Consider the following 12,524-nt stretch of genomic DNA (forward strand, 5'->3'; position numbering starts at 1 on the left):
TGATACCCGCACCGGACGAAGTGCCGTGAATTATTCAGGAAGATCAGGGGCGCCTCGGCACAGGACGCACCGCTGGTACGGAGTCTCCTGAATAATGCGAGCGCGGCGCCGGCCGGGTGCGACTACGCGTCGCGGAGGTCGCCGGCGGGCGTGACCGCGAGCATCCGGTGCTCCGCGCCCTCGACCACGATGGTGGCCAGGACTGCGCGATCGGCGGGAAGCACGCGGGCGATCAGCCGGCCGGAGACCGCGGAATCCAATTGGTCGGCGACGATGCGGGCGACCGGGTCCATATCGACGGGTGGCTGGTCGCCACTGTCGTCGAGCAGAGTGACGTCGATGCCGCGAATGCGGGCGGCCCGGGCGGCTGACGTCACCGGTTCCAGGAACAGGGCTCGCGCCCGGATGGCGTCGCGGAGGCTCGCCTCCACCAGCAGACAGTCGGCACGCTCCGCCTCACCCAGGTGGTGCGGGCTGGCGAGCCGCTCCAGGGCGGGCCGGGCGAGCGTGTTCAGCCGGGCCAGTTGGGCCTGCCGCTCCTCAATCGCCGCGATCTCCGTGGCCTCTGCCGCTTCGTTCCGGCTCAGCTGGCTGTTCAGGGCCGCGAGCGCGCTCATCGAACCGCGCAGTCCCACCGCGAACAGGGTTCCGGCCAGGAGCGTCCCGGAGTGACGGATGACAAGGTCGACACCGGCTCCCACCGACAGCCCGCTCAGAACCGCCCAGGCGACGGATGCCGCGAACAGCCCGGCGTAGCCGGCCCAGGCCCAGCCGGGCCGTCCCCGGACCGCGAGGATCAGCAGCAGCAGCGTGATGGCGCCCACGTGCCAGTACGCGAACGGCGCCGCGCCCACGGCGGGCACCTGGAGGCACATCAGGACTTCGGCGATGGCCAGCACCGCGAGGATGCCCATGGTGCGATCGCGGGGCAGCGGATAGGTTGCGGCGCGGGTGACCCAGACCGCGGCGGCGATGATGCCGAGGAACGCGCAGAACTCGAGGAGGAACCCGGGCTCCTCGTCGAAGAAGGCGAGTACCGCATGCACGACCACGAACAGGCCAAGGATCATCCGGGCAATGGGCGTCGACAGGCCCAGCATGCCGGTGAGCGGAACCGCGATGGGCGCCGCGGGCCGCGGATCGGCGGGCACGGTGTCGGTCCGCACGGTCTCGGCCCGCACGGAGTCGGCCCGCACAGTGCCGCCCCGCACGGTGCCGGCCCGCACGGTCTCGGCCCACACGGCACCGTTTGCCGCCGAGCCCGCAGAGCCCGCCGAGCCCGCAGAGCCGGCAGAGTCCGCGAAGCCCGCGAAGCCCGCGGAGCCGGCCGAGTCGGGCACGCCGCCGGTCCCGCCACTCCAGGACAGAATCACTTCGGTGCCGGCGCCCGGGTGCGAGACGACGCTCGCCGAGCATCCCGCCAGGCTGTTGACCCGCCCCAGGATGCTGCGGGTGATCCCGAGGCGTTCCGCGCGCACCTCCGCCGGCTCGAAGCCGGCCCCGTCATCGCGGACCTCGATCCGGAGTCCAGTGCCGGTGCACCGGAGAGTGACCGAGCGCGCGACGGCGCGCCCGTCGCGCCCGGCATAGGTGACGGAGTTGCGGAGCGCTTCCCTCACTGCCCCCACCAGCGCCGCAGCAATCTCGGGCGGCACCTCTCCGTCCGCATCGATGCGGGTCTGGAAGTCGGCATCCGGTGCGATGTCGGCAGTCAACTGGCGAAGGCGGCGCTCGAGTTCGGCGCGCATCACCACGCGTCCGGCGGACGGATGCTGCAGCGCGTCGATCTGCGCCAGCGTGCGAGCCGCGTGTTGCGACAGTTCGCGGCTGTCGGCGCGCCCGGTACCGGCCGACAGCAGGGTCGAGATCACGCTGTCATGCACCAACGCGTCGATGAGCAGCCGCTCCTGCTTCCGCGCCACCCGCGCGGCGCTCTCGCTCACGGCCGCGCGGTCCAGGGCAGCGGCGCGGGCGACCTGGCCGGCGCCGCGACGGGCGGCGAGGGCAAGACCGACGAACACGCTCATCAGGAGCAAGGAGTACAGGGCGTCCTCGACGCCGGTGAGCAGCGGGTGGGGCCCTGCGGAGGTTGCGGCACGAACCAGCCCACTCATGGCACAGGCAAGGAGTGTGTACGCCCACGCCGTACGAGGCCTGACCACGATCGCCACGCTGACGGTGGGCAGCCCGGTGAAGGTCACCACCCAGGGGATGTCGGAGCCCGTTGGCAGCGGATGCGAACGCAGCAGTAACCAGCTCACGAGGATGATCACGAAGACGACTCCCTCGGCGAGGGCGATGCGGCGCAGCACCCGCATCGGCGCCCAGCGGGAGAGCAGGCCGAACACCGTCGGCAGGCCGAACGCCAGCAGCCAGATCGTGATCGAGATCCAGAAGGCGTCCTGCGAGGCCTGGGCCCGGAAGGAGTCGAACGAGAGCACGCCGAAGACGACGGCGGAAACGCCGATCGCGCCGGCCACGATGCGAACCAGTCGCTCGGCTCCCGGTTCGACAGCGCCTTCACCGGCCGGGCGGGCGGGCATCGCCGCGCGCGGCCCGGCCGGAGCCGCCCCCGGGTGGTGCGACCCAGCATCCGCGGGAGCCGCCTGCGGCAGAAGTGACACGGCATCCGCTGGATCCGCCTGCGGGTGGTGCGACGCGGCATCCGCAGGCGCGTTCAGCGAGGACTGCGTGCCGCTCATGACTGGCCGGGGATCGGCAGGATGCCGTCCTCCAGGGCGCGCTTGTACAGGTCGATCTTGGTGCTCGCGGGGCGCCCGACGCGCTCGTACTTCGACCGCACACGGCGGATATAGTCGACGACCGTCAATTCGCTCAGGCCGGTTCGCGCCGCGACCAGCGGAGCCTTGGCCCCGGCGGCGTAGAGCGACAGCACCTCGCGCTCACGGGGGCTGAGTCCGGCGTCGGAGAGCTCAGGGTCGCCATCGAGGGCGGCGGCCCACTCGGTGGAGGCGATCGGTTCCCCAGCGGCGGCGCGGGTGATGGCGTCAAGCAGCACGGTGGTCGGTTCCGACTTGCGCACCACGCCGAGCACCCCGCTGCGTGCGGCGGCGCGCATCGACTGGGCATCGTCGCCCCCGGTGAAGGCGAGGACTTCCATCTCCGCCCCACGGAGCCGGTCGACATTGTCGGCGACGGCGGAACCGTCGGAGAGGCGCAGGTCGAGGATGGCCAGGTCGATGCGTTCGTCGGGCGAAAGGGAGTCGAGCAGCTCACCGACGGTGCTGACGGATGCGACCACGTCGACATCGGGGATGGTCGAGAACAGGTCGGCGAAGCCCCTGGCCACGATCTCATGGTCGTCGATCAAGGCGACGCGGTAGTGCACCATGCCCATGTCCTCCACTCGACCGGCCACAGACGCGACCGCCGAAGTGACGGCTTTTTTGCTGGCCTATGGCCAATTCTAGGGCAGGCCGGAGGGGCTCCACCGGCGTGTCGACCCCTACTGGGGTCGACGGTGCTAGGTGCGCCGGCGATTGTTCAGAACGCCGTGGCTCTCTTCGAGGTAGCAGGCGCCGCACAGGGACTCATAGGTGACGGCAACCCCGTCGATGGCCACCTGGTCGCCATCGAAGACGAACGCGCCGTCGATCTTGCGCCCGTTGAACACGGCCTTGCGCCCGCAGCGGCAGATGGTCTTCAGCTCCTCCAGGCTGTGGGCGACCTCGAGGAGGCGGCGGCTCCCCGGGAAGGCGACGGTCTGGAAATCGGTGCGGATGCCGTAGGCCAGCACCGGCACATTCTCGATGATCGCGATCCGCAAGAGGTCGTCGACCTGGGTCTCGGTGAGGAACTGGGCCTCATCCACCAGGAGCGCACTGACATCGAGCCCGGTGCGGGACAGGGTCTGGGAACGGTGCGCCTCGAACTCGGCGTAGGCATCCGTTGTGGGGGCAAGCAGGTAATCGACGGCCCGGGTCACGCCCAGGCGAGACAGGATGCCCATGTCGCCCTTGGTGTCGATGGCGGGCTTGGCCAGGAGCACCCGGTGGCCCCGCTCCTCATAGTTGTATGCGGCTTGCAGCATCGACGTGCTCTTGCCGCTGTTCATTGCCCCGTACCGGAAATAGAGTTTCGCCACCCGGGAAGTTTACCGGCGCGGATGCCGGTGCCTCCCGGATATGCTCCGCTGCGGCTCCCAAAATCCAGTCAACCCCTTGATGGCGGTGGACCGCAGGTCTACCGTGGAAAAACCGCCCCCCTCTCCGGGGTGCAACCGTCGAAAGGTGCACTCATGATCGATTCGGGAATTTTGACCCTGCAAGAGCTGCTCGCGGAAACCGACTACCCGGCAACCCGAGACGACCTGCTCCGCCTGGCTCGATACGAAGGCGCAGAGGGCCAGCTGGTCCTCCTTCTGGAGTCCCTTCCCAACCGCTCGTTCAACGGCACCTGGGATGTGCGCTCGGCGCTGGAGAGTGACCTCGCAACGGCCGTCTGACGCTTCGGGGCAGTCGAGAACGGGTCGGGCAATGAAGCCCGGCCCGTTTTTTGTGCCCTGTTCGAGGATGCTCCGGCGCGGGATTCTCAAGCTTCCCTCAGGCCTTGATCAAGGTTGACTCTGGAACCCGATTCCGGCCCGATCGGGTGGATACGTTCGAATCACACCACCAACCACACCAATCGGGGAAGCTCATGACGAAGTCCACCACCACCACGAAGCGCACCAAGGGTCGCAAGCGCATCGCCATCCTCATCACGTCCGCCGTGCTGGTCGCGGCCGGCAGCGGGGCGGCGTTCGCCTACTGGACCTCGACGGGTAACGGCGCCGGTACCGCCTCCAGCGGAACCAACGTCCCCTTCACCGTCACCACCACCGCTGCAACCGGAACCGCCCTCGCCCCCGGCGGCACCGGCAGCCAGACCGTCGCCTTCACCGTCACCAACCCCGGCACCGGAAACCAGATCCTCAGCAACGTCGCCGCTTCCGTCGCCACCTCCACCAACGGAACGTGGACGATCGCCACCGGAGCCGGCTGTTCGGCCGCCGACTACACCGTGGGAACGCCCACCATCACCTACGGCCAGATCGCCCCGGGCGCCTCGATCAGCGGCACCGTGACCATCAGCATGAAGAACCTCTCCTCCAACCAGGACGCCTGCAAGGGCGCGTCGGTTCCGATCTACCTCGCAGCGAGCTAGTCGCAGCACGCACACCGCACCACCGCAACGCGCCTCGCGCACGAGAACTGAAGGTCGAGATACTGGACATGAACCCAGTCACCACGACACCAGGGTCCCGTCGCGAGGCGCGTTTGTCGCGTCGGCGCCGCAACGGCGCCGGGCGCCGCCTCGCCGTCACGGTAGCGGTCCTGGCCAGCGGCATCCTCGGCGTCGCGGGCGCGATCCCGGCTTCCGCGTACTGGCAGTCGGCCGGCACCGGCGCCGGCACCATCGCGACCGGCACCCTGGCGGCGCCCACGAACGTCACGGTGCCCGCCGCCAGCTCGACCACCGTGACCGTCGGCTGGACGGCATCCGTCGGCTCACCCGCACCCACCGGCTACTTCATCACCCGCACCAGCGGCAGCACCACGGTGGCGGCCTGCGCCACCAGCAAGACCGCGCTCGTCAGCGGCACCTCCTGCACGGATGCGGCGGTACCGGTCGGCACCTACACCTACGCAGTCACGGCCGTGTACCGGTCGTGGACCGCCGCCAGCGCGGCGAGCGGCAACGTGACCGTCGCCACGGCGAGCAAGCTGGTGTTCACCTCAGCCCCCACGACCACCGCGGCCGGGACGGCGCTCTCGGTCGCGGTGGCGGTGCAGTCGTCTACCGGCGTCACGGTTCCGACGGCGGGCGTGCCGGTCACCGTGGCGCTGGGCGCGAACCCGGGCAACGGAACCCTGTCCGGGGTGAAGACGGCGACAACCGACGCCAGCGGCGTGGCCACGTTCACTGGTCTCAGGCTGGACAAGGTCGGCGTGGGGTATACCCTACTTGCCGCCGGCACCGGCCTTGTTGGCGCCACTAGCCCCGCCTTCGCCGTCACGGCCGGCGCGGCAGCCACGATGGCTTTCACGACCTCCGCGGTTTCCGGCAGCGCCTCCGCCACGGCGAGCCTCGGGCCGCTCACCGTGCAGGTGCTGGATGCATTCGGCAATGCGACCGTGGCGCCGGCCGGCGGCATTTCGCTGTCCTTTGCTTCCACGTCGACCGGCGTGGCGGTCTTCTCCCCCACCCCGCAGGGAGCAGCAGCGCCGGTTGGGATCGCCGCAGGGGCGAGCTCGGCAACCTTCTTCTACGGTGACACGAAGGCGGGCCCCGTGCAGATCACCGTCAGCAGTGCCCTGCCGGCGATCTCGCAGGCTGCGACGATCACCGCTGCGGCAGCGAGCAAGCTCTTGATCACGCAGCAGCCCACCACCACTCGCCAGGGCATGGTGATCCGCTCCGTCACGGCGATCATCGTCGACGCCTTCGGCAACCCGACGGCTAGCACCGCCGCGGTGTCGATCGCCATCCTGAACAACCCGTCCCTCCAGGGCCGGGCCACGCTGAGCGGCACAACGACCCGCACCGCCGTGGACGGTCTGGTCAGCTTCGACGATCTCTTCATCGTCGGGAACGGTAATCAGGTCGTTCGCAGTGGCTACACATTGCAGGCCACGAGCCCGGATCTGACTCCGGCAACCAGCGCGGCATTCGAGATCACCGGCTAGCGTTCCCTCTAGAACAGTGTCGGCGCGAGCTCCGGCGGAAGCTCCTCGGCGATCAGGGAACGCGAGGCGTCGGCATCCGCTGTCCCTGAACCGGCCGCGGTGAAACTGGGCCGGCCGCCGGTTCGGGTGAACAGCTGCCGCTCGCCCTCGTCGTTCCGCAAGCGACCCAGGGCGGACGACCGCACGCCGCCGGTCACCGGATCCTCCCGGCCACGCTCGAGGCGGTGGGCGCGGATCAGCGGCTTGATCCGCGCCGCCAGCCACTGCCGGTACTCCTTGGGAGCGTAGGTGCCCTTGGCGTAGAGCTCGAGGTAGCGGGGCATCAGCTCGGGGTGGTCGCGGGCCAGCCACTGCAGGTACCAGTCTTTCACCCCGGGCTTCAGGTGCAGTGCCGTGTACAGAACGGATGACGCGCCCGCAGCTTTCGCCTGCCTGAGGGCTTCGTCGAGGTGGGCCCTGGTATCGGTGAGGAACGGCAGGATCGGCATCATGAACACGGCACAGTCCATTCCGTGCTCACGCACCGCGGTGACGGTGGCCAGGCGCGCCTTGGTCGACGGGGTGCCCGGCTCGACGGCCTGTTGCAGCTCGTCGTCGTAGATGGCGATGGACATCGCGAGGTCCACCGGCACGTGCTCGCTGGCCTCGCGCAGCAGGTCCAGGTCACGGCGGAGCAGAGTGCCCTTGGTGAGGATGCTGAGCGGGGTGCCGTTGTGCGCCAGCGCGGCGATGATGCCGGGCATCAGGCGGTATCGGCCTTCGGCCCGTTGGTACGGGTCGGTGTTGGTGCCGAGGGCGACCGGATGTTGACCCCAGCTCGGCTTGGCCAGTTCCTTCTGCAGGATCTCCGCGACGTTGACCTTGACGATGATCTCGTTGTCGAAGTCCTTGCCGGCGTCGAGGTCGAGGTAGGTGTGGGTGGGGCGGGCAAAGCAGTAGGCGCAGGCATGACTGCAGCCGCGATAGGGGTTGATGGTCCAGCCGAAGGGCATCGCGCTCTGGCCGGGCACCCGGTTGAGAGCGGACTTGGCGAGGATCTCGTGGAACGTGATGCCGGCGAATTCCGGCGTCTGCACGCTGCGCACCAGATTGTTCAGCCTGGCCAGGCCAGGCAGCGTGCCCGCCTGCTCGGTCTGTAGTTCCTGCCCGCTCCACCGCATGCATCAAGTCGAACACACGTTCGAACTATGCGCAAGCCCGCGGCCTCAGACCGACGTGATGCCCGGGTAACCGCGGAAGCGAAGCTCCGCGCGGCGCGGCCACGGCGGCTACGCGGTGAGGCGGAGCGCCTCCGCGGTGGCGGCCAGCGACGCGGCGGCGGCAGCCGGGTCGTCGGAGAGCTTGGTGCCGAGCGACGGGATCATCCGGCGGAGCGTGGGTTCCCACGACGGGTACTCGGCCGGGAAGCAGCGCTTCAGCAGGTCCACCATGATCGGCGCCGCGGTGGACGCCCCCGGGGACGCCCCGAGGAGACCGGCGATCGACCCGTCGGCGGAGGTGATCACCTCGGTGCCGAACTGCAGCACACCGCCCAGCTTCTCGTCCTTCTTCATGACCTGCACCCGCTGGCCGGCCGTGATGAGTTCCCAGTCGTCGAGCTTCGCGGTCGGCACGAACTCCCGCAGCGCCTGGAGCTTCTTGTCGCGGGTGGCCAGCAGCTCCCCCACGAGGTACTTCATCAGGTCGAAGTTCTGCCGGGCGACGGCGAGCATCGGCCCGATGTTGTGCAGCCGGATCGAGAAAGGCAGGTCGAACCAGGTGCTGGTCTTCAGGAACTTCGGGGTGAACCCGGCGTACGGCCCGAACAGGAGCGACGCTTCGCCGTCGACGATACGGGTGTCGAGGTGCGGCACCGACATCGGCGGGGCGCCGACCGACGCCTTCCCGTAGACCTTGGCCTTGTGCTGCGCCACGATCTTCGGGTTCGAGGTCTTCAGGAACTGCCCGCTGATCGGGAACCCGCCGAACCCTTCGATCTCCGGAATGCCGGTGTGCTGCAGCAGCGCGAGGGCGCCGCCGCCCGCGCCGACGAACACGAAACGCGCGTTGACGGTGCTGCGGGTCTGGCCGACCAGGCGCAACAGGTCGATCTTCCACGTGCCATCCGTTTGCTGCTTCACCTTGGTGACCTGGGTGTTCAGGTTCACCCCCACGTCGTGCTTCTTCAGATCGTCGAAGAGGAAGCGGGTGAGGGCACCGAAGTCGACGTCGGTGCCGGACTCGATGCGTGTGGCCGCGATCTTCTGCCGCGGGTTGCGCTTCCGGGTCAGGAGCGGGGTCCACTTGGCGATGGTGGCGGGGTCGTCGCTGTATTCCATGCCCTGGAACAACGGCTGGTCCTTGAGCACCGCGACGCGCTTCTTGAGGTATTCGATGTTCGCCTTGCCGTGCACGAACGTCATGTGGGGGGTGGAGTTGATGAACTTCTGGGGCTCGGGCAGGGCGCCGGTGGTGACCAGGTATGACCACAGCTGGCGGCTGATCTGGAACTGCTCATTGATGGTGACGGCCTTGTCGGCGGTGACGGACCCGTCGGGCGCTTCGGGCATGTAGTTGAGCTCGCAGAGCGCCGCGTGGCCGGTGCCGGCGTTGTTCCACGGGTTCGAACTTTCCTGGGCCAGGTCGCCGAGCCGCTCGTAGACCTGGATGCTCCAGTCGGGCTGCACCCGCTTGATCAGGGTTCCGAGCGTGGCGCTCATGATCCCGCCACCAATGAGTACGACGTCGACGGGGGCCACAGAATTCACGCTTTTCAGTCTATAGGCGCGAACGGAGGGGTCCTGACGGCACGGAACCTAGGCCTTGGCCCGCACGCGTTCGTAGATGGCGATGAAATCATCCACGGGAACGGATGCGACGGTGCGCGCCACGATATCGAGGTCCAGGTCCGCCAGTGACCGGAACCGCAGGCAGCTCTTGCCCATGTTCAGCTTCAGGCCGGCTGCCGCCCACTCCGCGCGGAAGGCGGCATCCGCTTCCGTGTCGCTGTAGAGCGCCATCAGGTAGAGGGAGTGGTAGTTGCGCTGCGCGGCGATGCTCACATACGCGAGCGGCTGCGTGTTGTAGGTGTTCGGGAACGTCTCGAGGGGCACCACCCAGCCGGGCATCCCCCAGCCCATCCCCAGCACGTAGCCCTCCGGCATGGCGTCGCGGACGGCGTCGAAGACCGGGTAGAGCACGGCGCGTTTGTCGGGGGAGAGGTCCGCGATGTAGTTCTCCACCTCCACGGGCACCTGTTGGTTCGTCACGGTTCCAGCGTACCGACCACCACGCAGAGTGACGCGCAACAGTTAGCTGGGATACTGGCACGATGGGTGCACAAGACGGAAGCCGCATCGCGGTCATCATCGAGGACGACGCCGATATCCGCAATCTGCTGGGCGTGGTGCTGACGCAGGCCGGGTTCGAGGTCGTAGCCACCGCGAACGGGGCCGACGGCGTGGACGCTGTCCGGGAGCACGACCCCATCGTGACCACGCTGGATGTGAGCATGCCAGGCATGGACGGCTTCGAGACGGCCAAGCGCATCCGCGCCTTCAGCTCGACCTACATCGTCATGCTCACCGCGCGCGACGAGGAGATCGACACCCTGCAAGGACTCGAGTCCGGTGCCGACGACTACATCACCAAGCCCTTCCGGCCCCGCGAGCTGCGTGCTCGCATCGAAGCGATGCTGCGCCGGCCACGGCATCCAGCGGATGCCCCCGAGACGGCGCCGCCGGCGCCGTCGACCGAAGCCGCGACGGCACCGGTCACGACGGTCGCCCCCTCTCCCCCCGGGCCGACCGAGGGCTGGATTGAGCACAACGGCCTGCGCCTGCAGCCGGAGATGCGCCTGGCGAACCTCCGGGACTCCGCGCTCGACCTCACCCGCACCGAGTTCGACCTGCTCGCGGCCATCCTGGAGTCCACCGGCCGGGTGCGGAGCAAGTCTGACCTCGCGCTCCTGCTGCGGGGCGACGACTACTCGGACACCTACTACGTCGGCGAAGCGGACAAGCGCGCCGTCGAGGTGCACATGAGCAATCTCCGCCGGAAACTCGGCGACAGCACTACGCAGCCGCGCTGGCTGGAGACGGTGCGCGGTGTGGGGTACCGGCTCGCGGCCGAGGACCGCACCTAACCGCCCGGCCCGGTCAGGCGGCGGCCCGGTCAGGCGGCGGCACGCACCTCGGGGAACAGGTCGGCGAGCTCTTCGCAGGTGACCGCTCCCGCGTCGGCCAAGTCGGCGAGCTGCCCCCGGCATCCGTCGAAGTCACCGAACGACAGTGCGCCGTGCAGGCCGGCCGCGACCGCTTCCAGGCGCACGGCGCCGAGCATCACACTGGTGGAGCGGATGCTGAGCAGCACGACGTGCGCTTCGTCGGCGTCCGCCTGGGCGAGCGCCGCCGCCAGCCTCTCCGAGCGGCTCCCCCAGAGGGCGATGAAGTCGCGCGTGAACCGCGCCAGCGCGACGGCGTCGCCCCCGAGCGCGGCCAGCAGCTCACAGAGTGCCGCGCGGTCGACGTGCCCGCGGGCGGTCCATTCCGGCGGAACGCCGGTGGCGGTGCTCGCGGGGGTCATGGCATCCACTCTGGCCGACGAACCGCAAGATCAGCCCCGGATGGGGGGCTGCCGGCCGCAAGATTGGCTCAAGATTCGTCGCGGCTGACGCTCACCTCCGGCCGGGCGACGTGGACGTCGTTGCCGCCGGCGGCCTTGACCGCCTCGACCGAGCGCGCGACCGCGGCAGTGAGCGCCGGAAGGTCATAGCCGTGGCCGGTGGTGTCGGCGACGCCGAAGCTGGCGGTGAGCCTGATCGCCTGCGAGGCGGCGAGCGGCTCGTCGACCAGCCCGGTCTGGATCCGCTCGGCGATCCGCACGGCCTCGGCAGCGGATGGTGCACTGGATCCGGCCGCTGCCCCGACCGGCGCGAGCACCAGGAAGCGGCTCCCTCCCACGTGGCCGATCGTCGCCATCACGGGCGCGGTGCGCCGCAGGGTCTGCGCGAACGACTCGATGGCGCCGTCCCCGGCGGCACGCCCGAATGCGGTGTTCAACTCGGGAAGCCGGTCGATGTCCACCGCAACCAGGGCGAGGTCGCATTCGCCGTACGCGGCCCGCTCCAGGTGATCGCCGGCGACCTGCGCGAAGGCGGCGGCGGACAGCACGCCGGCCGCAGACCTGACGCCGGTGCCGCGGTCGCCCACCGCGGCAGCGTTGTGCTGTTCGGCCCGGAGAACGGACATGGCGCCGGCGACCAGGACAACCAGCACCATGTTCAACACGGCGGTCTGGGCGGTGCCGAAAAACAGGACGAACACCTCACCGGTGGGCCCGTCCAGCAGGAACGCAAGGGCGCGGCCGGCATAATACGCCGCCACGATCGCCTCGATGACGACGATGATCCGGCCGTTGATGTTGCGTGTCAGGCGGCGGCGCATCGCCTCGAAGGAGCCGGCTGCGGCAAAAGCGGCAACCGCCAGGTAGAGCTCGAATGCCCCGGCCCAGCCGCCCGCCCCGGGGCCGCGCACGATGACGGCGACGGCGACGGCGACGCTCGCCGCGCTCACCACCCAGAACAATGGGGCGCGTCCGTTGTAGAGGCGTGATCCCGACCACATCGACCCCAGGGCCAGGGTGAGCGTCGCGTTGGCGACGACGAGCGCGCCCCAGAGGGACGGGCTGAGGCCGTAGACGGCGAAAGCCAGCGTCGACATCATGCCGCCGATGAACGCGAGACTCCACGCCCGGCCGGCCCGGTCGCCGCCGTTGAACGACGTATTGAGCACAAAGGCCGCGCCGCACAGGCTGATGACGAGGCCGCTGACGACGAGCAGGGTGACGGTATCCATG

The 12,524-nt window shown here is 69.3% G+C and carries 12 protein-coding genes; 4 read left to right on the forward strand and 8 right to left on the reverse strand.

The features are described 5' to 3' along the window. Positions 1-122: 122 nt before the first annotated feature. The 3 genes from AB4Y94_RS15160 to AB4Y94_RS15170 form a co-directional block, all read right to left on the reverse strand. Positions 123-2,702, reverse strand: a complete 2,580-nt coding sequence (locus tag AB4Y94_RS15160; protein WP_441728770.1) for a sensor histidine kinase — start codon at positions 2,700-2,702, stop codon at positions 123-125. Next, positions 2,699-3,352, reverse strand: a complete 654-nt coding sequence (locus AB4Y94_RS15165) for a response regulator (RefSeq protein WP_441728772.1) — start codon at positions 3,350-3,352, stop codon at positions 2,699-2,701. Before AB4Y94_RS15165 ends, AB4Y94_RS15160 begins: the two co-directional genes overlap by 4 nt. 132 nt (positions 3,353-3,484) lie before the next feature. Beyond that, positions 3,485-4,105, reverse strand: a complete 621-nt coding sequence (locus tag AB4Y94_RS15170) for a thymidine kinase (protein ID WP_441728773.1) — start codon at positions 4,103-4,105, stop codon at positions 3,485-3,487. 153 nt (positions 4,106-4,258) lie between these two features. Here AB4Y94_RS15170 and AB4Y94_RS15175 point away from each other — a divergent pair, with 153 nt between their 5' ends. The 3 genes from AB4Y94_RS15175 to AB4Y94_RS15185 all read left to right on the forward strand — a co-directional run bounded on the left by AB4Y94_RS15175 (position 4,259) and on the right by AB4Y94_RS15185 (position 6,689). Continuing rightward, positions 4,259-4,465: a DUF2795 domain-containing protein gene (locus AB4Y94_RS15175; RefSeq protein ID WP_441728775.1), complete on the forward strand. Its 207-nt coding sequence runs from the start codon at positions 4,259-4,261 to the stop codon at positions 4,463-4,465. Positions 4,466-4,659: 194 nt separating this feature from the next. After that, positions 4,660-5,166, forward strand: a complete 507-nt coding sequence (locus tag AB4Y94_RS15180) for a hypothetical protein (RefSeq protein WP_441728776.1) — start codon at positions 4,660-4,662, stop codon at positions 5,164-5,166. Positions 5,167-5,234: 68 nt separating this feature from the next. Further along, on the forward strand, positions 5,235-6,689 hold the full coding sequence (locus AB4Y94_RS15185) for a hypothetical protein (protein ID WP_441728778.1): 1,455 nt from the start codon (positions 5,235-5,237) through the stop codon (positions 6,687-6,689). A gap of 8 nt (positions 6,690-6,697) precedes the next feature. Here the strand turns inward: AB4Y94_RS15185 and AB4Y94_RS15190 are convergent, their stop codons facing one another. The 3 genes from AB4Y94_RS15190 to AB4Y94_RS15200 all read right to left on the reverse strand — a co-directional run bounded on the left by AB4Y94_RS15190 (position 6,698) and on the right by AB4Y94_RS15200 (position 9,937). Next, the gene (locus AB4Y94_RS15190; protein WP_441728779.1) at positions 6,698-7,849 is read right to left on the reverse strand and encodes an Rv2578c family radical SAM protein; all 1,152 of its coding nucleotides are present in this window, start codon (positions 7,847-7,849) and stop codon (positions 6,698-6,700) included. A 108-nt stretch (positions 7,850-7,957) separates the two neighbouring features. Continuing rightward, entirely contained in the window at positions 7,958-9,388 is a 1,431-nt protein-coding gene (locus tag AB4Y94_RS15195) for a malate:quinone oxidoreductase (protein WP_441728810.1), read from the reverse strand. A gap of 96 nt (positions 9,389-9,484) precedes the next feature. Then, entirely contained in the window at positions 9,485-9,937 is a 453-nt protein-coding gene (locus tag AB4Y94_RS15200; RefSeq protein WP_441728780.1) for a DUF1801 domain-containing protein, read from the reverse strand. 62 nt (positions 9,938-9,999) lie between these two features. Between AB4Y94_RS15200 and AB4Y94_RS15205 the strand changes: the two genes are divergently transcribed. Next, positions 10,000-10,812, forward strand: coding sequence for a response regulator transcription factor (locus AB4Y94_RS15205; RefSeq protein WP_441728782.1), 813 nt, complete (start codon positions 10,000-10,002; stop codon positions 10,810-10,812). A gap of 29 nt (positions 10,813-10,841) precedes the next feature. On the opposite strand, the gene AB4Y94_RS15210 is transcribed toward AB4Y94_RS15205, so the two are convergent. Continuing rightward, positions 10,842-11,252, reverse strand: coding sequence for a hypothetical protein (locus AB4Y94_RS15210; RefSeq protein ID WP_441728784.1), 411 nt, complete (start codon positions 11,250-11,252; stop codon positions 10,842-10,844). Positions 11,253-11,320: 68 nt separating this feature from the next. Next, entirely contained in the window at positions 11,321-12,523 is a 1,203-nt protein-coding gene (locus AB4Y94_RS15215; RefSeq protein WP_441728785.1) for a GGDEF domain-containing protein, read from the reverse strand. Position 12,524: the final 1 nt, after the last annotated feature.

This window comes from Glaciibacter sp. 2TAF33, from assembly GCF_052114945.1.
Lineage (GTDB): Bacteria > Actinomycetota > Actinomycetes > Actinomycetales > Microbacteriaceae > Cryobacterium.

Coding starts and splice junctions, on each gene's coding strand:
- AB4Y94_RS15190 (WP_441728779.1), bottom strand. CDS start 7,849: ATGCGGTGGAGCGGGCAGGAACTACAGACCGAGCAGGCGGGCACGCTG.
- AB4Y94_RS15195 (WP_441728810.1), bottom strand. CDS start 9,388: ATGAGCGCCACGCTCGGAACCCTGATCAAGCGGGTGCAGCCCGACTGG.
- AB4Y94_RS15180 (WP_441728776.1), top strand. CDS start 4,660: ATGACGAAGTCCACCACCACCACGAAGCGCACCAAGGGTCGCAAGCGC.
- AB4Y94_RS15215 (WP_441728785.1), bottom strand. CDS start 12,523: ATGGATACCGTCACCCTGCTCGTCGTCAGCGGCCTCGTCATCAGCCTG.
- AB4Y94_RS15185 (WP_441728778.1), top strand. CDS start 5,235: ATGAACCCAGTCACCACGACACCAGGGTCCCGTCGCGAGGCGCGTTTG.
- AB4Y94_RS15175 (WP_441728775.1), top strand. CDS start 4,259: ATGATCGATTCGGGAATTTTGACCCTGCAAGAGCTGCTCGCGGAAACC.
- AB4Y94_RS15205 (WP_441728782.1), top strand. CDS start 10,000: ATGGGTGCACAAGACGGAAGCCGCATCGCGGTCATCATCGAGGACGAC.
- AB4Y94_RS15165 (WP_441728772.1), bottom strand. CDS start 3,352: ATGGTGCACTACCGCGTCGCCTTGATCGACGACCATGAGATCGTGGCC.
- AB4Y94_RS15160 (WP_441728770.1), bottom strand. CDS start 2,702: ATGAGCGGCACGCAGTCCTCGCTGAACGCGCCTGCGGATGCCGCGTCG.
- AB4Y94_RS15210 (WP_441728784.1), bottom strand. CDS start 11,252: ATGACCCCCGCGAGCACCGCCACCGGCGTTCCGCCGGAATGGACCGCC.